The organism is Commensalibacter sp. M0268, from assembly GCF_016101925.1.
GTDB classification, from domain to species: domain Bacteria; phylum Pseudomonadota; class Alphaproteobacteria; order Acetobacterales; family Acetobacteraceae; genus Commensalibacter; species Commensalibacter melissae.
In genome coordinates this window covers 144,658-164,942 of record NZ_JACFPQ010000002.1, presented here as the reverse complement: position 1 = coordinate 164,942, position 20,285 = coordinate 144,658, and the positions used below count along the sequence as shown (strand labels likewise).

The following is a 20,285-nucleotide window of genomic DNA, read 5'->3' as shown; positions in this document are numbered from 1 at the left end:
TATTCACAAGATAACTTCTGGTCAATCAGAAAGGAAATTTTAAACCTTCAGGAAGATTTATTCCCCCGGTAACTTTCTGCATTTCTTCCTGTGTTGTTTCATCAAGTCGCCTACGTGCATCACTATAAGCTGCAACAATAAGATCCTGCAACATTTCCATTTCAGCCGGATCAGCCAATTTCGGGTCAATTTTTATAGATTTCATGTCACCTTTTCCACCCAATGTTACAGTTACCATACCGGCCCCTGAAACACCCTCAATTGTAATGGCGGCAAGTTTTTCTTGCATCTCGGTCATCTTGCTTTGCATTTGAGAAGCTTGTTTCATAAGATTGGCAAAATTTTTCATTCAATTCTCTTTCAAAATTTAATTTTAGGATTAATTATATGTCAATTCGTCAAAATCATCTATCATTGCTAAATTTTTTTCAGTTTCAAGATCTGACATATTTTGCTCATTCCTGTCTGAAAATGAATTGTGTTCTGGAAATAGACCATATTCATCAAGATGTGGATTGATAACCTTATTAACAACAGCCCCAGGAAATATACGCATAATTTCTTTTACGATTGGTTCAGATGCAACTTTGTCAAAATCGGCCTGAGCCTGTAAAGATTCCTGTTCCATCAAGGTTGGTTCACCCTGTTTCTGGGAAAGAACAATTGTCCATCGCAACCCCGAATGTTCATTCAACAATCTTGATAATTGTTGGGGCAGATTTGCGGGAGCCCTATCTTCAATTCTTATTTCAATGATTGGCGGTGCAAATTTAACCAGATGAACCGCGTTACGTAAATGGGCATGCAAAATTGCAGCCTGTTGCTGCTTTACAAAAGATATGATTTCCCGCCAACTGTTCCATAAAATTTTGGGGTTTTCGATCTCGGGATTTTGTTTAGGTAATGACAGGACTTCAGATTTTGGTTGTATCAATGAATTTGAGGCATAAGCTTTACCATATCCATGAAAATTGCCACTCTCTTTTGATACAGATACCAATGACGTTGGCTTTGATGATTGCATATCTGCAGATGATAATGAGGAATAATGAGAATATTGGTCTGACTTCTGTTCCGGGGAATTGGATAAATGATTGATTATTTCACTAGGAGTGGGTAAATCGGCTATAAAACATAAACGAATCAAAATCATTTCAGCTGCTGCCTTACGATTGGGAGCCATATCAACCTCCTTGATCCCTTTAAGCAGCATTTGCCATGCGCGACCCAATACGGGTATGGAAAGCTTGGAAGCCATATGACCACCACGATTCCGTTCAAGTTCTGATAGTTCAGAACCATTTCGCAGATTTGGCAATGATTTCATTCTTGAAAGAAGATGAATTAGTTCCAGAAGATCGGATAATAACACGCCCAGATCAACGCCACCTGCATAAGCCTGTTCAGTCAAGCTTAGAACCTGATCAGCTTTTCCTGACATAACCGCTTCAAGTAAATCGAATATTAGGGTTTTATCCGCAAAACCCAACATGCCTGAAACAGCTTCAGCCGTTATTTCATGATCCCGCTTATCATTTTCTGGCTGATCAGGGATAGTGGCACGGCCAAGTGCAATAGCCTGATCTAACAAGGATAAACCATCCCGGACCGATCCATCAGCTGCACGTGCAATCAAATGAATAGCCTCTTCAGATATGTTTACTTTTTCCCGATTTGAAATTTTTTGAAAAAATTGACTTAGCTGATCCTGCGGGACACGTCGCAGATCAAACCTTTGACAACGTGATAATACCGTTACGGGAACCTTGCGAATTTCAGTTGTCGCAAAAATGAATGTAACCTGGTCAGGTGGCTCCTCGAGTGTTTTCAACAATGCATTAAACGCATTACGCGATAACATATGAACTTCATCAATGATATAAACCTTCATCCTGGCCTGAATGGGACGGAAACGTGAACCGTCTATAATTTCCCTTACATCATCAACACCCGTATGAGAAGCTGCATCAATCTCCAATACATCAGGATGCCGATCTGCCAAAATTGCCTTGCAATTTGGACAAACACCACAGGGATCTGCCGTAGGTCCACCCTGACCATCAACCCCTATACAATTTAATGCACGCGCGATAATACGGGCGGTTGTTGTTTTGCCAACTCCCCTAACTCCCGTAAGCATAAAAGCATGAGCAACTCTACCCATTGCAAAAGCATTGCGCAGAGTGCGTACCATTGTTTCTTGACCGATCAAATCCTTGAAATCCTGGGGTCTATATTTTCGTGCCAAGACACGATAGGACTTTTCATCAGATGAGGATTTGGTCTCAGAATCATCGCTTGATAAGGATTCAAATAATCCAGCAGACTCTATATCTGGGGCGGGTAATTGTTCGTCCGGAATATCTTTCATTAACAACCATTCCAGAAAATATGATAAAACCAGTTTTTGCGAATTTTGATTATACCACTAAATTACCTGAGATTCTAATTTATTTGTCTTAAATCCAGGGAAAGCTTGAATGACCCAAACGATACTCGTGATGGCTGCTTCCTTCCGGACCTGACCGAGTTCACAAGGTGTTCGTCCACCCAAGCTTTCCAGTTTCTTTCTATTACAAATTAAAAAAAATTGGCAAGTGTTTTTTTTGATTTTTCAAAAAAATTATTTTTCATATGAATAATCAAAAATTAATATCCTATAGCTCCCCCGCCAGCATGACGATAATCCACCCCGCCATAATAAACAGTCTTACCGTTTTTATCCTGTTCAACAAGAATCCCTTCGGCAATTCCCCAAGTAGAGTAAAGATCCAAGGGATAGTTTTTTCTTTTTAAAATTTTACGAACTTGACCGCTTAACGCATTATGTTCAAGCTGAATTCCCTGAGGCTGCCATTGTTCATGTATACGGGGGAGATTAATCGCCTGCTGAATATTCATCTTGTAATCAATGACACCTGTTATTACAGAAAGAATAATAGTGGGAATTCTTGACCCCCCAGGGCTGCCTATAACCATAAAGACCTTATTGTCTTTGGAAACTATTGTTGGTGTCATTGAAGATAAGGGCGTTTTCCCCGGGGCAATTTCATTAGCCTTACCCCCAATTATTCCATACATATTTGCTTCACCTGGCACCGTGGTAAAATCATCCATTTCGTCATTCATAATTATACCGGTATTGCCAGCAACAACCCTCGCTCCATACCAGCCATTAAGCGTATAGGTTAATGAAACCGCCATGCCATCCTTGTCAATCACAGAAAAATGCGTCGTTTCATTCCTTTCATGTGATAATAATGCTTTTCTTTCCTTCTTATTCAACGATGTTGCCTCGGTAACCTTTCCTGGAACCAAATCGGAGGAATTAACCGCTTTTTTAAAGGTCAAGCTTTTGCGTATTTTTTCTGCATAATCGGGATCATTCAGGTGTTTTACAGGATTATCAACAAATTCTGGATCCCCCAAATCTCTCCGATCTGAATAGGCCCGACGCATTGCTTCAACCTGTCTTTCCACCGCAGGAACTGTCTGAAGACCCATTTTATGTAAATCATAACCGGATAAAATATTTAACATTTCGCACAAAGCTATTCCCCCACCACTTGGAGGCGGGGCTGTATCAATATGATAACCTCGATAAGAACAGGTTAATGGCAGCATCATTCGTGGATGATAATTTTCAAAATCTTTCAAGGACAATATTCCACCATACTTTTTACTGGCATCAACTATTTTTTTTGCAATTGAACCATGATAAAAAACATCTTCCCCATGCTTTGAAATAGTTTGCAAGGTATCTGCCAAATCTTTCTGACGAAAGATATCCCCTTTTTTCCATGGATTTCCGTCTGATTTAAGAAAAATTTTAGCTGCATTGCGATCTTTGGCAAAATCAGACAGAGAAGTCGCCATCAGATCGATATCTTCCTGCGTCAGGATATATCCATTTTGCGCAAGTTTAATAGCTGGAGCCATTAATTCCGCACGAGACTTGCTTCCCCATCGTTTACGCAACATTTCCATACCTGCCACCGTTCCCGGAATAGCAACAGCTTTCCATCCCAATATAGAAGCATTAAGAATTTTCTTTCCATTACTGTCAACAAACATTTTGGAAGTTGCTGCTTTTGGCGCCTTCTCTCGAAAATCTATAAAATAAGCCTGTCCATTTGGTAAACGAAGCGTGAGGAACCCCCCGCCCCCTAAATTTCCAGCGGCAGGATAGGTGACCGCCATTGCATAGGCAACTGCCACAGCTGCATCAGCTGCATTTCCGCCATTTTTTAAAACCTCAGATCCAATTTTTGCAGCAAGATTACTTGCCGAAACAACCATTCCTTTTGACGCCACAACAGGTTCTGAAGACATGGTTTCTTGAGCAACCTCACCAAATGCTAAGGCATCAACCCCATTACCAACCTGCGCATAAACTGCCCCAGAAAAACAACCACTTGAAAGGAGTAATATACCTAATGAATATTTATATTTTTTTTGTCTTATTTCTTTGAGTACGCTTTTCATATCACTTCCTGAACGTGTATTATTTAATTAAAATATTTCTGAAAAAATCTATTAAAGAAATATTTTTTATATCTTGCATAAACAAACATAACACAATTTTATTTTTAATATAAAAATAGACAAAATAACACTTACAAAATATATATTAACTTTCAATATTTTATTTTAAGGTTTTTTCAATGAGTGTTATTATTGCATTTAGAACTCATATTTGGAATGATGATATCGAATATATGGCAAGACGCCTTAAAGGTTCTTTTAGCAAAGCTGATTTTGTTATTCTTGCTGATGAAAGCAGGGAAATCTTGGATGTAGGTGATTTTCCTAAAATAGGTCATACCTCTGATTTTTCTGAATTCAATATCCCGAATATTCCCGGTCAAAAAACTTTATGGTATAACGCTGATTATCCTTTATATGCCTTACGCAAAGCCTTGCCTAACTATAATCATTATATAATGATTGAAAATGATGTCTTAATAAATATTAATCTAGACCCCTTAATAACATCCCTTGAAAAAAAACAGACAGATTTAATTGCCCACAACATTTTAAGCATACCGGATCATTGGGTTTTCAAAGATACGATAACACCCTATTTTAAAAATTCTAAATATTGTTTTTTACCGGTATTGGCACTATCCGCCCGGGCAATTGACCATCTTCTTATGAAAAAACAGGAGATTTCACACCTATACAATAATGATAATTCCATCATATGGCCATACTGTGAGGGATTTATTCCATCAGCCGTTTTTGAAATGGAAAACCCTATTGTGGAAGAATTGCGCAACTTCTGCAAATTACAACCATATGATTTTTGTAGTGGTTATTACTATCTTGATCCATATGTTAACATTCATGGCACGATATGCCATCCTGTCAAAGGCAAAGATTTTGTGGAACGTTGCATTACACATGATGGTATCAATCCTATTTTCAATCCACGTTCTTCATTAAGAAGAGGTCTAAAGAATCTTAAGCCCAATGACTTTTACCAATATATTCATGATACAATAAAAAAAACAGGAAATGTAGGTTTTTATCAACAATTCAATGAAATTGCACTTCAGGAAAGGTGGATAAAAAAACCTGAGGCTGTGAACTGGGCGCTTGGCGGTAAAGCTTCACAATCATCCGTTTGTGCATTTTCAAAATTCAATGACATATACAAAGATGCTGCGGGCGCAGTTAATGGACGTATTGGTCCAGATTACAATTTTCATACTGCAACAGAATATAACCCTTGGTGGAAACTGGAATTACCCCGCACAATCAACATTAAACACATAATCATTTATAATCGTCTAAACTTTGAAGATCGTGCCTCAAAAATAAAAGTTGAAGTATCTGATGATAACGAAAACTGGATAATTGTCGCTGATTATCCTGACGGAATTATTTTTGGTGGAGCCGATGGCAACCCATTAATTATAAGAGTGAATAATATTAACGCCCAGTATGTTAAAATAAGTCTTTATGATGAAAATGTATTACATTTAAATCAAGTAGAAGTATATGACCAATAAAATTTAATTTCTCATTATCAAAAAATTAAAGCTAGCTTGTTATCATAACATAGCCAGCTTTTCAAGAATAATTTATAATTTATTTATTTGGACATTGTTTTGACAAGGCTGCAAAAACATCTGCGACAGCTACAGCACCCGGATCAGGATTTCCCGCCAAACTACCACTGTTCAAATAGGATGAACGTCCTGCATTTGCTTTCGTTGCTTTTGCCGTATTTTCAACGCCTTTTTCAGCCGCTTGAACGGCACCTTTTAAATCGTTCTGATCTTTAAGCAATATTTCCAAAGCAGGTTGTAATGCATCAATCATCGTACGATCCCCAAGATCAGCCCCACCATAATGTTTCATCTGTTTTAAGCCAAATACAAGACCTTCAACAAATGATGAACCTTCAGCAATTTTTTGACCTGTTGCAGTAAAGAAAATCGACATTAAAACACCACTGGAGCCCCCCATAACAACAGCCAGTCTTTCACCAATGACTAGACAGAGTTTTGTTAGATCGGTTAAGGGTAATTGATTGGTATTTAACAATTCGGCAATACCTCTTGCCCCTGCAGCAAATGTTGAACCTGTATCTCCATCCCCAACCTTGGCATCCAGATCATTCAATTTTCCTTCAAGATCAATTAATGTCTTTGTAACAACGGCGATAATATGTGCCACAACTGGATTATCAGAAGGTGTGAATTGCACTTTAGTTTCAACAGGATTAACAGGCATATGTACAATTTTAGTAGGTTGAACAGCCTTAAAAGATCCTGTAATTTCAACAGGTGCTGTCAAAGCGCTGACGATCTTGTCATCCAAAACCATGGCTGATAATGAAAAACCCTTCATGTCAAGCGCTGTCGTAAACCAGTCTGGTCCTACAATCCAGTCAATATTTGAAGCAAGTGCAGAATATGAAAGTTCTTTAGCCAAAATGGCCATTTCTGTAACCGAAACACCGCCCAGATTATTCAACATGACGGCAAGACGATCCGAATCATTTATACAAGCCTTGATTTTTGCTGTCATGATATCCATGATTTCACGACTATTTTGAGTATTAATTGTCGTGGCGCCTGGTTCACCATGAATACCAAGACCCAGTTCAATAGACCCTTCCGGAATTCGTTTATCATCACTTTGGGACTGGGGTAAATCACACCCAGTCATGGCAACTCCCAGGCTAAAAATCTGCCTATTTGCATAATCAACAAATTTTTTAACTTCCTCAAGAGAATACCCGGTCTCGGCAGCATAACCGGCCATTTTATGGACAAAAATAGTGCCAGCAATACCACGTGGCTGTTTATTGTCAGGTAAAGAAATATCATCCTTAACCATAACAACTTCTACCTTGTAGCCTAACTGTTTTGCCTTTTCAGCCGCAAGTCCAAAATTTAGACGATCTCCTGTATAATTTTTGATTACCAATAAACAGCCAGCTTCACCTGTTACTGTTGTAATGGCGGTCAATACGGCATCAACTGAAGGAGAGGCAAACAAATCGCCACATACAGCGGCTGTCAACATCCCTTTACCGACAAATCCCAAATGAGTAGGCTCATGTCCAGATCCCCCCCCCGAAATAACGGCAACTTTTTTCTTATCCCAGTCTTTACGAACCACAATTCGCATAGAAGGGTCAGTATCAAGTTTCACAAGATTATTATAGGGAGCTGTGACTAATGTACCTTCAATAGCATCATTCACTAATGAAGCACGATCATTAAAAAAGAAATTGGACATTTTATATCTTTCATTTTTGAAAGTTCAAATCACTATAAATTGACTTATAATATCTATATATAATAATTAAATAAAGACTTAATAAGACAACCGTTTGTTTTATTATTTATAATTTTAATTGAACTAAACAAATTAACATCATTTATAATGCTCGATAGTCAATTTTATAATAATGCCAGTTTAATGAACGTTTTTAAAACACTAATTAAAACTTTTGGTCTTGATATATTGTTTAAATACAAGACCAAAGCATTCTTATCCTATGGTAAATACTTTAATTTATAATAATTTATAAATAAATAATTATTTGGAGTTTCCAAAAATAAAAAACTTGATTGAAATTAAGTTTCAACTCTGTTTAAAAATTCTAAATAACTCAATATTACAACGTTTTTGAAATTCTCATCTATATTGTTTTGATGAATTTATTAGTCTTAAATTAGAATTTCAAACAAATATTCATTTTATATAACTCTTTATCAAATTTTGATTTATTAATTTCCATTTTGATAAAAATCATCAAATATAAGGAGGACAATTCCAACCTTTGGGTGAATAGGTGAATACTTCACATCCATCTTCAGTTACTCCCATCATATGTTCAAATTGCGCACTGAGAGATCGATCACGCGTTACGGCTGTCCAGTCATCATCAAGAATTTTAACGTCTGCCTTACCAGCGTTTAACATAGGTTCAATAGTGAAAACCATTCCTGGTTTTAACACAAGTCCCTGCCCCTTTTTTCCATAATGCAATACATTGGGTTCTTGATGAAAAACGCGTCCAATTCCATGACCACAAAAATCGCGTACAACAGAAAAACGCTGTGATTCTGCATATTGCTGAATGACGTAACCTATATCTCCCAAAGTGTTCCCGGGTTTAACAATATCTATTGCCCTTTTCAGACTTTCATAGGTTACATCTATCAATCGTTGTGCCAAGCGTGAGGCCTTGCCAACGACATACATACGGCTACTGTCACCAAACCATCCATCAAGAATAGATGTAACATCGATATTAACAATATCTCCATTTTTTAATTTACGATCTCCAGGAATACCGTGACAAACTACATGATTGATAGATATACAACAAGATTTTGGAAAACCACGATAGTTAAGTGGTGCTGGAATGGCACCTTTATCAATTGTATAATCATGAATAATCTGGTTAAGTTCGTCTGTTGTAACACCTTCCTGAACATGAGGAGTAATCATGTCAAGTGTTTCTGCTGCCAAACGTCCCACAGCTCTTAACCCAACAAAATCCTCTTGAGTGTAAAACATCATGCGACGATCTGTCATTCCTAACTCTCCAATAAGACTTTATCAAATTACCAATAATAAATAACTTGGTATAATTTACGAACTTTTCTTATATACCTAGCTAGGATTATAATCCCTGTCCAGTCTTACTTTTTCCGATTATGTCTGGATATGGTATGATGTCTCACAGCCGCCTTTTTGATATTACGCTTAAAAATCGAATCCCGTTTTTTTGCAATTGAAGTACGTGACGAGGCCTGTGCCACTTCAACCGACTTTTTACCTCTTGTAGTACGGGTTGCACGAACAAGAATTACTTTTGGATGTTTATTATAACGTGGGTGTTTTTTCAAGGAATTTGTTCTTGCCAGATAAACCGGTCTAGCAACAGGAGCCACACCACTTTTTGCAAATCCGTCATCTAGTGCACTCATCATGTATTGATTTCGTGAACCATTACTTGGTGCACCCATAACAACACCAATCAAACGAACATTATCATGAACGGCTGATCCTACAAGATTATGCCCTGCCGCAGCTGTATAACCTGTTTTTAACCCATCCGCGCCAGCATAACCTTTTAACAGGGGATCGTGATTGGGAATTGTCCGTCCACGAAAATAAAAGTAAGGTGTTCTGAACAAAGGATAATATTGAGGAAAATCCGAAATCAAATGTTGTGCCAAAATTGCCAAATCACGCGCAGTTGTTAGTTGCCCAGGATTTGGAAGGCCAGAAGCATTATAAAAACGTGTCCGATTCATTCCCAAAACTTTGGCCTGTTGTGTCATCATTTTGGCAAAGCGTTCTTCGTCTCCACCTCCAATAAATTCACCAAGAGCGCTAGCCGCATCATTCGCGGATTTAGTAATCAAGCCTAAAACAGCTTCCCTGACAGTAATATATGAACCTGGACGGACTCCTAATTTGGAAGGTTCCATTGAAGCTGCATGAATGGTTATAGGAATTCTCTGATCAAATCGTATGGCATTGGCATTTAAGGCACGAAATGCCATATATAAGGTCATCATTTTTGTCAAACTGGCTGGAAACCGTTTCAAATCAGCATCTTGTTCTGACAAGACTCGGCCATTAACGTCCATTACAATTGAACTGATTCGTCCTACATACTGGGCATGCGCACAATGCGCATAAAATAGTGTATAGGAATATACAGCCGTAAAAAAAACTAAGAAAAAATTCCTGGACGTTTTTCTCATAATTTTCTTAAGACTTACGGTAAAGTTTAACTGTTTCAATTTTTTTATATGATTGCAATAAGTGGACACTTTAATTTTCCAGCTTCTTTTTCATTAAACGTTTACTTGACCTTTAAAAATGATTAACTTCTTAAATTGTTTTGTTTATTTTTGGAATCAAATCCCCATGTTAAACAAAACGTTACAAGAAATTGCACTACTATCTTTACGAATATATATTTGGGACTTTATATTCATATAAAAAATATACATCTGAATTTACGCCATATTTTGCAACCATACAAGTCCAAATCAAAATCATTCAATTAGATTCTTCCTTAATTTGAACCTTAACAAAATATTTTATGAAATTTATAAAATGCACTCCAAATACATCATAATGAATCCCTTTAGTAAATCATTTTCTCTTTATTGTATGACTTCCAACCAGAACCAGCATGATTCTAGAAAAAACACAAAAACGCTGACAAAAACAAATTTGAAGAAACCCACCCTATATAAAGTTCTTATGCTCAATGATGATTTCACTCCCATGAATTTTGTCATTTACACATTGGAAACAATATTCAGAAAAACAACTGAAAATGCTGTTTCAATCATGTTAAAAATCCATCACAATGGAATAGGAATATGTGGTATATTCACATACGAAGTTGCTGAAACAAAAGTTATGCAGGTTATGAATCTTGCCAAACAACATCAATATCCACTGCAATGCCTATTAGAAAAAGAATAAATTTAATTAAATATGATTTGATCAAAATATTAACTGTATAAACCCTTTTCAATAACTATATAATAAATAAAAGGAATATGTAGGATTTCTCTTTCGATATTTCACAGTTTGAAAGTTTAAATGATGTTATCTGATAACTTAGAACATTCCTTACGACAAGCTTTTGAGTTTGCTTTAAATTTTCAACATGAATACATGACGCTTGAACATTTGCTCTATGCATTGACAGGCGATCCCGATGCTATTGTAATTTTTGAAGCCTGTCAGATAAATCTTGAAAAATTACGTCAAGATATCTTCACATTTATTAAAAATGACCTGAATATTCTAGTAACTGAAAAAAAACCATCCCCCAAACCCACGCATGCATTTCAAAGGGTCATTCAAAACGCGTCTGTCCATCTTTCTTCAGACCCAAGTGAAAAAATTAGTGCCGTGCATGTTTTAATTGCTCTTTTTTCTGAGCAGGAAAGTCATGCGGTTTACTTTTTACAAATGCATAATTTGTCAAAATTGGACATTCTGAATTTTATCGCACATGGTATAACAAAAAATACAGAATCCACCCATTTTTTTGGATCAAATTTTTTACCTCAGAATGATATCGATAACCAGTTGAATGATCTGTTTACCTATACTGAAAAAGAAAATTCAAACTCTAAGAATACCAATCCCTTACAACTTTATTGCGTTAATCTAAACGATAAAGCCCATCAAAACCGTATTGATCCCTTGATTGGAAGGCAATATGAAATTCAGCGTGCAATCCAAATATTGGCACGTCGAACAAAAAACAATCCGTTATTGGTTGGAAATCCTGGTGTAGGAAAAACCGCTATCATAGAAGGTCTGGCCTTACAGATTGTAAACAAGACAGCACCTGAGTTATTGCATAATTCTATAATTTATGCATTAGACATGGGAGTTTTATTGGCTGGTACACGATATAGAGGTGATTTTGAAGAACGTTTAAAATCCCTCATTCAATTCATTAAACAAGAAAAAAATGCCATTCTTTTTATTGATGAAATTCATACAATAGTCGGAGCTGGTTCCACTACAAACGGATCCATGGATGCATCAAACCTTTTAAAACCAGCACTCGCCGAAGGCAGTTTAAGATGTATCGGATCAACTACCTATAAGGAATATCGGCAATATATTGAAAAAGATCATGCCTTAGTCAGAAGATTTCAAAAAATCGATATTCCCGAACCTTCGATAGATGAAACAATCAACATCTTAAAAGGTCTTAAAAAAAATTATGAAAAATATCACAATGTAAAATACACTCATGATGCTCTTGAAACAGCGGTTACCTTATCTGCCAGATATATACATGACCGTAAATTTCCGGATAAAGCATTAGACATAATTGATGAGGTTGGTGCTATACAGGCCATTTCCCCTGCCAAAAAACGCAAAAAAACGATTACAGTCAATGACATTGAAAAAACAATTGCTAATATCGCCCGCATTCCTGAAAATACTGTTTCAACCAATGATAAAAAGGTTCTCTCTCAAATTGATAATAAACTGAAAAAAGTTATTTTTGGGCAGGATCAAGCAATTGAGACATTAGCTTCAGCCATAAGAATTTCCCGTGCCGGGTTGCGTTCCGAAAGAAAACCAATAGGTAACTACCTCTTTGCAGGACCAACAGGCGTTGGAAAAACAGAAATCGCTCGACAACTTTCAATTCATCTTGGCATCAAGCTCATCCGATACGACATGTCTGAATATATGGAAAAACACTCTGTTTCAAGAATGATTGGTGCACCACCCGGTTATATCGGTTTTGATCAGGGCGGATTGTTGACAGATATAATTGACCAGAATCCCTATGCCATTCTTCTTCTTGATGAAATTGAAAAAGCTCATCCTGATTTACATAATATTCTTTTACAGGTAATGGATCATGGTATTTTAACAGATCATAATGGTAAGGAAATTAATTTTCGAAATATTATCCTTATTATGACCACCAATACAGGGGCAACAGAATTTACTCGTTCAGCAATTGGTTTTGTAAAAAATCATCAAGCTGGATATGCAAACGAGGCCATAAACGAAAAATTCTCACCAGAATTCAGAAATCGTCTCGATGCGATTATTAATTTTAGACCTTTATCAAAACCAATCGTTGCTCAAATTGTTGATAAATTCATTAATGAACTAAACACTAGATTATCAAATAAAAACATTATTATAGAAATTTCCAAATCGGCAAAGGATTGGCTGGTTGAAAATGGATATGATCCATTGTATGGAGCACGTCCTATGCATCGTATTATTCAGGACTTTATTAACAAACCCCTCTCTAATGAAATATTGTTTGGTACATTAACAAAAGGTGGCAAAGTTCATGTAGTAGTAAAAAATAATAAAATATCCCTTAATTGCTTAAAAAAAATAAATTCAATTCTATCAAGAAAAAATGAGCTGGTTTAAATAAATTTTACTTTATCATCAAAAAAATGATGTTTCAAAACGCATAATCTTATTATTATATTTAAAATTCTAATTGAATTAATAATATTTTATACCATTTATAATTACATAACCTGGATAGGGCCATTTTCTGCTTGCTCCCTTATGCGTCCAATCAACTCCCTGATGTCTTGGACTATCATAATAATATCGCCCGACAACTTCAGCATAGTCCCCTCTTTTTACCCAAGGCCAGGTTGGAGCTTTCATTTCATCGAGATTATTCACAATTCGAATGGATACACCTTTCCCGACATAAAGATAAAAATAGCCATGTAAGCCAATTCTGGTATAACGTACATCACTTACTGTGATCACCTTACCACAAAGATGAACAGGAACATCCTTGAAAGTTAAATGTTCAATATTATTTTCATACTCTTGTTGAATATGTAAAAAATTTTCATTATCACATTTATCAGAAGCAGGTTGTGCCAGACTTTGAAAAGAGTAAAAAAAGAGGCTGGACAATATGAACAGCCAAGAAAAAAAACGAGTTTCAATAATCATTGAAGATTATTCCTTAGACTTATTTAGATTTTTTATTTTTTTATCTTTACCGATTTTATTATTCTTTTTGATTTTTTTTCCTACTTTATTATCAGAAAATTTACCTCCTAATTCAGCTTTCAGTGAATTTAAAGATTCCAGAACTTCTTGACTTGGCTTGGGTTCTGGAATATGAAGTTTTTCCAATTCATCAATCATGATTTCCGCAACAACCAAACGTGCAAACCATTTGTTGTTGGCAGGAATCACAAACCAGGGGGCGTTTGGTGCCGCTGTCTGCACAATAACCTCTTGATATGCACCTTGATATTCTTCCCAAAATTGACGCTCTTTTGGATCATTGGGGGAAAATTTCCATTGTTTTTCTTTATTTTCCAAACGTGCCAATAAACGCTTGCGCTGTTCCTCTTTGGATATATTTAAAAAACATTTAACTATTCCAATACCTTGTCGATAAATATATTTTTCGAAATTACGAATATCTTCATAACGGTCAGACCAGAAATTTTTATTGTTAAGTACCCGCAACGGTAGTTTTTGATTGGCCAAAATAGAAGGATGAACCTTGGTAACAAGCACTTCCTCATAATGACTTCGATTAAAAATCGTAATCTTTCCTCTGGAAGGAACGGCCATATGAATACGCCATAAATAATCATGCATCAATTCTACAGGACCAGGCTGCTTAAATGAAGTTATCGTAATGCCCTGCGGATTTATTCCAGAAGTGACATGTTTAATCGTGCCGTCCTTACCAGAAGTATCCATACCCTGCAAAGCAACCAATAAAGCTGAATGTCCATTCGCAAATAACAGCTCTTGTAAATAGCTTAACCGTTTAATACGTTTCTTCAGCACTTTTTTTGCTTCTTTGGGAGATAGGGATAATCCGGCAGTATCATCCGCATTATAATCCGTTATAAGAAATTTTTTTCCATCCTCTACACGATATTTTGTTCTTAACAACTCACGTATTGATTGATCCGACATTTAAAGCTCCTTTAATGTTAACGATAAATTATTACGATATATCAATTTCCTGTTTTTACTACTGCAACCCCACCCGGCGCTTGGCAAACAGGCATAAGTTCAATTCGATTAACATTGACATGAGAGGGAAGACTTAAAATCCAACGTACCGTTTCAGCAATATCCATAGCTGTTAAGGGAATTGTACCTTTGTAAACTTCTTTACCTTTAGCAGAATCTTTTAGTCTTACCTCGCTAAATTCGGTTCCACCACAAAGACCCGGTTCAATATTTGTTACCTTCAATGCAGTGCCAACCAGATCAGTTTTAAGATTTAACATAAACTGTTTAACAAATGCCTTTGTCGCACCATAAACATTCCCACCACGATATGGATACGTACCTGCAATACTGCCCAAGGAAATAATATGTCCCCTCTTTCTTTCAAGCATTCCACTAATAACCAACTGAGTCAAATGAATTAATCCAATAATATTTGTTTGAACCATCCGATCCCAATCCTTTAAATCAATATTGGGAATTGGCTCCACGCCAAGTGCCAATCCTGCATTATTGACCAAAACATCAATATTCTGAAATTTGGCTGGTAAACTACCTAATTGACGCAAAAACAATTCTGATTTGGTCATATCCATTTCAAGTGGAAAAATTTTTCCAGGATGTTTGCTTGATAGGGATTCCAGTTTATTCATCCTACGTGCTGCTGCAACAACCTGATAACCTTCCTGCACCAATACTTCGGCTATTGCCATTCCAAATCCAGCCGATGCACCTGTGACCAGTACCGTTCCCCTCATGATTTTCGTTCCCCTAACTATTAAAAAAACTAAGTAAATTATAATAATTACATCACCGCAATTATAAATTATTTTTTTGAAACGGACCATTAAAAGCTGTTCATTTACATTTCATTAAATCTGATAGTATAGTTTAATTTGAATCATCTCATTTTAAATAAATTATTATATTTGGTTTCTTTGAAAAATGACACATTCTTTCCTTGATCTTACCAAAGGATTGGCAGGCTGTTTTCTAATGTCAAGTCCTTTTACAACCTCACCCGCATTTGCACAGACGGTTGTTTTTATTTGTGCATATTCTCCGAAGGAAGGTACAATGGGCATTGTCATTAACCGTCATATTGCCAAACCAACTCCAAAAGAATTGCTAAATCAGCTTGGAATTAAAACGATGCCAACATCAAATAATTTTTCCATTACAGCGGGTGGTCCAATTGAAAATGCCCATGGTCTGGTTCTGCACACAAATGACTGGAAAGGTAAGGAATCAGTCTATGTAACAAAACAAATCAAATTGAGTACAAGCCTGGATATCTTACATGATTTATCAGAAGGGCATGGTCCTTCAAAAGCGTTACTAGCCCTTGGTCATGCCAATTGGTCACCAGGACAGCTGGAAGAGGAACTTAATAATAATCTTTGGTATGTTGCTCCCTGTCAGGAAAGCATTTTATACAACAAAAATTTCAAGAATAAATGGTCAGACTGCTATAAATCCATTCTAACAAATCCAAGAAAAATATCTTTATATTCCGGAGAAGCGTGATTTAGTTTGATACATAAAAAAATAACTCAAATATTTAATCGTTTCCGTTTCCTGAATAGCCAGCTCAACTTTAACAAAGCATGTTCTGATTTTTTTTCTAATATGACAAAACAAATTTGATTATTTAATGATACATTTGTTAGCTCTTACAGTTTGTTATTGAATGAAATAAAAACATACAATAAACAGATTTTTATCTTTACGTTTTTCTATATACAAATATAGAAAAACGATATGTAATTTTACCAAATTATTTACAGATTTTTTATTTATTTCAAGTAGTGGATAGACATTTTACACAAAAATTTTATTCGTTTATTGAACATAAATTCCAAACTAAAATAATTTTAAAAATATCCAAAATAGAACTGCAGATAACATAATTGAAACAGGCAAGGTTAAAATCCACGCCATTGCCATATTACGTATTGTTCTCCATTGAATACCATCACCATTGGCCAGTGCAGTTCCTGCCACCGCAGAAGTCACGACATGAGTGGTGCTAATAGGCATATGAAACTGATTTCCCATTTGTATCATTGTCATTGCGACAGTTTCAGCAACCGCACCTTGACCATAGCTCATTTCATTTTTACCAATTTTTCTGCCTACTGTAACAACCACTCTTTTCCATCCAACCATTGTTCCCAAACCTAGGGCAATTGCAATTACAGCCTTGACCCACGGAGGAATGAATTGTATTGCCGTGACAATCTCTTTCTCGAATTTTTCAAATAAATCCTTTTGAGAAGATGTCAAGGGAGATACCTTGGTAAAATGCACCAGATTCTGTTCAACCAAATACAAATCGTTTCTTAAATTGGCCTGATATTCAACAGGGACTTGCTTAAAAGTTTCCTTGTTATTTACATCATGCTGAATGGATTGTAACATCATACGAATAGCAGGAATAGTTTCGGGAAAAATTTTACTGGACTGAATTGTTTTTGTCAGAATTTGACGACTTTGACCAATTGTAGGTAAATCAGGATTATTATTATATTTCATGAGAACTTGATCAATAACTACCGCTTTATTCATGAAATTCTCGACTTGTTTTGATGAAACCGCATTATTCAACGCATATGCGGTTGGTACGGTTCCTATCAAAATAAGCATGATTAATCCCATACCCTTTTGCCCATCATTTGAACCATGACTAAAGCTTACACCGGTACATGTAAGAATCAATAATAAACGGATCGGCCAAGGAGGTGTCTTTCCTGCTTCAGGTACTTTGTAAAAAGAGGTGATGGGCAAAAAATTCTTCAACAGAAACATTCCCAGTAATGCAATTGTAAATCCTGCCAAAGGACTGAATACAAGGGCCTTGAAAACCTGTAAAGCCTGTCCCCAGTCAACACCACTTGCCCTGTTATTTCCCATAAGCAACTGATTCATTAGACCAACGCCCAAAATCGAACCAATTAAAGTATGAGATGAAGAATTCGGAATCCCGAAAAACCAGGTTACCAGATTCCAGATCACTGCAGCCAGAAGTAATGCAAAAACCATTGAAAATCCAGCTTCACTTCCAACCTTGAGAACTAATTCAACAGGTAAAAGAGAAACTATTGTAAAAGCAACAGCGCCGCTTGAACACAAAACACCCAGGAAATTCCATAAACCTGACCAGACAACAGCTACAATTGGCGGCAAGGAATTGCTGTAAATTACAGTTGCAACAGCATTGGCCGTGTCATGAAAACCATTTATGAATTCAAAACCCAAAGCAATAACAAGAGCCAGAGCCAATAATACAAATGCCAGAAAAGATGGATTGGTAACGCCTATTATGTCTTCACGCAAATGAAGGATAATATAGATTATGCTACCCAATAAAACCAAGATAAAAGCGATCTTGTTGAAACGTGGATTATTAGGTAGGATCATATTCAAGGCTTTTTTCACTATAGACAAAATCCGTTTCTTGCATCATCAAATTGATCATAAAATTAACTTTATTTCAGAAACGCTACAATTTAGTTGGATAGAATTGTTTACGGATAGATTAATTGTTTACAATGGCCTGACCCCTTTATCATAGGTCTTCATATAGTCATCCAAACCTTAATTTATAATGTTTTCATATTTATCATCATCAATCTTTTTTTACAAAAGAAAAATATGCTTCTCAAGATATGAGATTTATATCTTTCACATTTATGAATAAAAAAAATCATATCCGTCATCGCAAAGATACACCCCGAACAATTAAGAACTATTTTCTTACGTGTTTTTTCTGTTTTCTCTTTATTTTTACAAATTATTTGTTTAAATAAATATGAGGCTTTTTGTCAGATAAATTTCTTCAGTTGAAACTCTATTTACTCTCTATTATCCATGAATGACAATTTGATAAATTCGGAAGTTCCCTCTTATTTTCCAATAACTTTGCGTATAGATGGAACGCGAATAGTGATAATTGGCGGGGGTAAAATTGCGGCACGTAAAATCAGGCTTTTATTAAGGAAAAATGTACAAATTGAAGTTTATGCGCAAACCTTTAATAAAGAATTGCAAACCTATGAAAAAGAAAAACTGATTAAATTTTGTTCCCCTTTACTAAACGAAAATGATTTTATTCAAAATGCGAAAGACGCTACCTTAATTTTTATCACGACTGATGATCATGATTATAATACTCATATTTCCCTATGGGCAAAAAAATTAAATATTCCTGTCTGCACTGTTGATAATGCGGAATTATCTACCTTTATCACCCCTTCGATTATTGATCGTGATCCCGTGCAGATCGCCATCTCCACAGGAGGTTCCGCTCCTGTATTGGGACGGCGAATACGTCAAAAAATTGAACCTCTACTCGGACAAGTCATCGGTCCATTAGCTTCATTCATCGGAAAACACAGGAATTGGGCCAAGGAAATATTATCAACCCATCAAGAACGACAACGGTTATGGGAAAGATTCATTGATGGCTATGGCACTTCCCTTATTAGCCAACAAAAAGAAAAACAAGCATTTGATTTTCTCAAGAATATTGCAAAAAAACCTTTTTTAAATAAAGGTGAGGTATGGCTGGTTGGGGCAGGACCGGGTGATCCGGATTTACTAACCATAAAAGCACTTCATCACCTGCAAAATGCTGATGTCATTTTATATGATAATTTATTATCACCCAAAATCCTAGATTACATACGTCGTGATGCATTATTATTTTTTGTAGGAAAACAAAAAAATCACCATACTTTAAAACAAGAAGAAATAAATGATTCACTAATCAAATATGCACGACAAGGCAAACGTGTTTTACGATTGAAAGGTGGTGATCCTTTTATATTTGGCCGCGGTGGGGAAGAGGCCGAGGCATTAATGCATGCTGGAATTCCATTTAAAATTATACCCGGCATCTCCGCTTCTAATGGTTGTGCGGCATATGCCGGAATTCCCCTAACACATCGTGAATGTGCACAAGCCTGCTTATTTTTAACAGGTCATACCAAGAAAACAGATCAACTTAACTTACCGTGGGAGAACATGATATTTAAAGACCAAACCTTGGTCATTTATATGGGACTTTCTTCTTTACCTCTTTTATGTAAAACACTAATTGATAAGGGATTGGAACAAACATGGCCTGCTGCTGCGATTGAAAAAGGTACCTTTCACGATCAGCAGGTAATTATCGGAAATTTAAAAACCTTACCTGATTTGGTTATGCAAAAAAAAATAGGTAGTCCCGTTTTAATAATAATCGGTCAAGTCATTCATCACAGAGTTACATAAAA

General features: G+C 36.1%; 15 protein-coding genes and 1 other RNA gene. 5 read left to right on the top strand and 11 right to left on the bottom strand.

Going from position 1 to position 20,285, the window contains the following annotated elements; translation table 11 throughout:
* Positions 1–25: 25 nt before the first annotated feature.
* The 4 genes from H3R28_RS04155 to ggt all read right to left on the bottom strand — a co-directional run bounded on the left by H3R28_RS04155 (position 26) and on the right by ggt (position 4,485).
* A complete protein-coding gene (locus H3R28_RS04155) occupies positions 26–349 on the bottom strand; it encodes a YbaB/EbfC family nucleoid-associated protein (RefSeq protein WP_110438740.1) in 324 nt (107 codons plus the stop codon).
* A gap of 30 nt (positions 350–379) precedes the next feature.
* Positions 380–2,371 carry a DNA polymerase III subunit gamma/tau gene (locus H3R28_RS04150; protein ID WP_198209703.1) on the bottom strand — a complete coding sequence of 664 codons (1,992 nt, stop codon included), beginning with the start codon at positions 2,369–2,371 and terminating at the stop codon, positions 380–382.
* Between the two features lie 95 nt (positions 2,372–2,466).
* Positions 2,467–2,561, bottom strand: an RNA gene (gene ffs / locus H3R28_RS04145) — signal recognition particle sRNA small type.
* 88 nt (positions 2,562–2,649) lie between these two features.
* Positions 2,650–4,485 carry a gamma-glutamyltransferase gene (ggt, locus tag H3R28_RS04140; protein ID WP_198209701.1) on the bottom strand — a complete coding sequence of 612 codons (1,836 nt, stop codon included), beginning with the start codon at positions 4,483–4,485 and terminating at the stop codon, positions 2,650–2,652.
* Positions 4,486–4,664: 179 nt separating this feature from the next.
* Between ggt and H3R28_RS04135 the strand changes: the two genes are divergently transcribed.
* Positions 4,665–6,014: a discoidin domain-containing protein gene (locus tag H3R28_RS04135; protein ID WP_155567880.1), complete on the top strand. Its 1,350-nt coding sequence runs from the start codon at positions 4,665–4,667 to the stop codon at positions 6,012–6,014.
* Between the two features lie 79 nt (positions 6,015–6,093).
* On the opposite strand, the gene H3R28_RS04130 is transcribed toward H3R28_RS04135, so the two are convergent.
* The 3 genes from H3R28_RS04130 to H3R28_RS04120 form a co-directional block, all read right to left on the bottom strand.
* Positions 6,094–7,755, bottom strand: a complete 1,662-nt coding sequence (locus H3R28_RS04130; RefSeq protein ID WP_198209699.1) for a dihydroxyacetone kinase subunit DhaK — start codon at positions 7,753–7,755, stop codon at positions 6,094–6,096.
* 519 nt (positions 7,756–8,274) lie between these two features.
* On the bottom strand, positions 8,275–9,063 hold the full coding sequence (gene map, locus H3R28_RS04125) for a type I methionyl aminopeptidase (protein ID WP_162988552.1): 789 nt from the start codon (positions 9,061–9,063) through the stop codon (positions 8,275–8,277).
* 107 nt (positions 9,064–9,170) lie between these two features.
* On the bottom strand, positions 9,171–10,127 hold the full coding sequence (locus tag H3R28_RS04120; protein WP_231504074.1) for a D-alanyl-D-alanine carboxypeptidase family protein: 957 nt from the start codon (positions 10,125–10,127) through the stop codon (positions 9,171–9,173).
* Positions 10,128–10,659: 532 nt separating this feature from the next.
* On the opposite strand from H3R28_RS04120, the gene clpS reads away from it, so the two are divergent.
* Both clpS and clpA read left to right on the top strand, forming a co-directional pair.
* On the top strand, positions 10,660–10,980 hold the full coding sequence (gene clpS / locus H3R28_RS04115; RefSeq protein ID WP_196424101.1) for an ATP-dependent Clp protease adapter ClpS: 321 nt from the start codon (positions 10,660–10,662) through the stop codon (positions 10,978–10,980).
* Between the two features lie 123 nt (positions 10,981–11,103).
* Positions 11,104–13,431 carry an ATP-dependent Clp protease ATP-binding subunit ClpA gene (gene clpA, locus H3R28_RS04110; RefSeq protein WP_198210043.1) on the top strand — a complete coding sequence of 776 codons (2,328 nt, stop codon included), beginning with the start codon at positions 11,104–11,106 and terminating at the stop codon, positions 13,429–13,431.
* Between the two features lie 78 nt (positions 13,432–13,509).
* Here the strand turns inward: clpA and H3R28_RS04105 are convergent, their stop codons facing one another.
* The 3 genes from H3R28_RS04105 to H3R28_RS04095 are packed head-to-tail and all read right to left on the bottom strand — an operon-like array spanning position 13,510 to position 15,767.
* The gene (locus H3R28_RS04105) at positions 13,510–13,980 is read right to left on the bottom strand and encodes a DUF3465 domain-containing protein (RefSeq protein ID WP_198209697.1); all 471 of its coding nucleotides are present in this window, start codon (positions 13,978–13,980) and stop codon (positions 13,510–13,512) included.
* Between the two features lie 6 nt (positions 13,981–13,986).
* The gene (locus tag H3R28_RS04100; protein WP_155567875.1) at positions 13,987–14,970 is read right to left on the bottom strand and encodes a PPK2 family polyphosphate kinase; all 984 of its coding nucleotides are present in this window, start codon (positions 14,968–14,970) and stop codon (positions 13,987–13,989) included.
* A 41-nt stretch (positions 14,971–15,011) separates the two neighbouring features.
* Positions 15,012–15,767, bottom strand: a complete 756-nt coding sequence (locus H3R28_RS04095; RefSeq protein WP_122124253.1) for an SDR family NAD(P)-dependent oxidoreductase — start codon at positions 15,765–15,767, stop codon at positions 15,012–15,014.
* Positions 15,768–15,954: 187 nt separating this feature from the next.
* On the opposite strand from H3R28_RS04095, the gene H3R28_RS04090 reads away from it, so the two are divergent.
* A complete protein-coding gene (locus H3R28_RS04090; protein WP_198209695.1) occupies positions 15,955–16,536 on the top strand; it encodes a YqgE/AlgH family protein in 582 nt (193 codons plus the stop codon).
* A 336-nt stretch (positions 16,537–16,872) separates the two neighbouring features.
* Here the strand turns inward: H3R28_RS04090 and H3R28_RS04085 are convergent, their stop codons facing one another.
* A complete protein-coding gene (locus tag H3R28_RS04085; RefSeq protein ID WP_370552824.1) occupies positions 16,873–18,447 on the bottom strand; it encodes an inorganic phosphate transporter in 1,575 nt (524 codons plus the stop codon).
* Positions 18,448–18,891: 444 nt separating this feature from the next.
* Here H3R28_RS04085 and cysG point away from each other — a divergent pair, with 444 nt between their 5' ends.
* The gene (gene cysG, locus H3R28_RS04080) at positions 18,892–20,283 is read left to right on the top strand and encodes a siroheme synthase CysG (protein WP_232351217.1); all 1,392 of its coding nucleotides are present in this window, start codon (positions 18,892–18,894) and stop codon (positions 20,281–20,283) included.
* Positions 20,284–20,285: the final 2 nt, after the last annotated feature.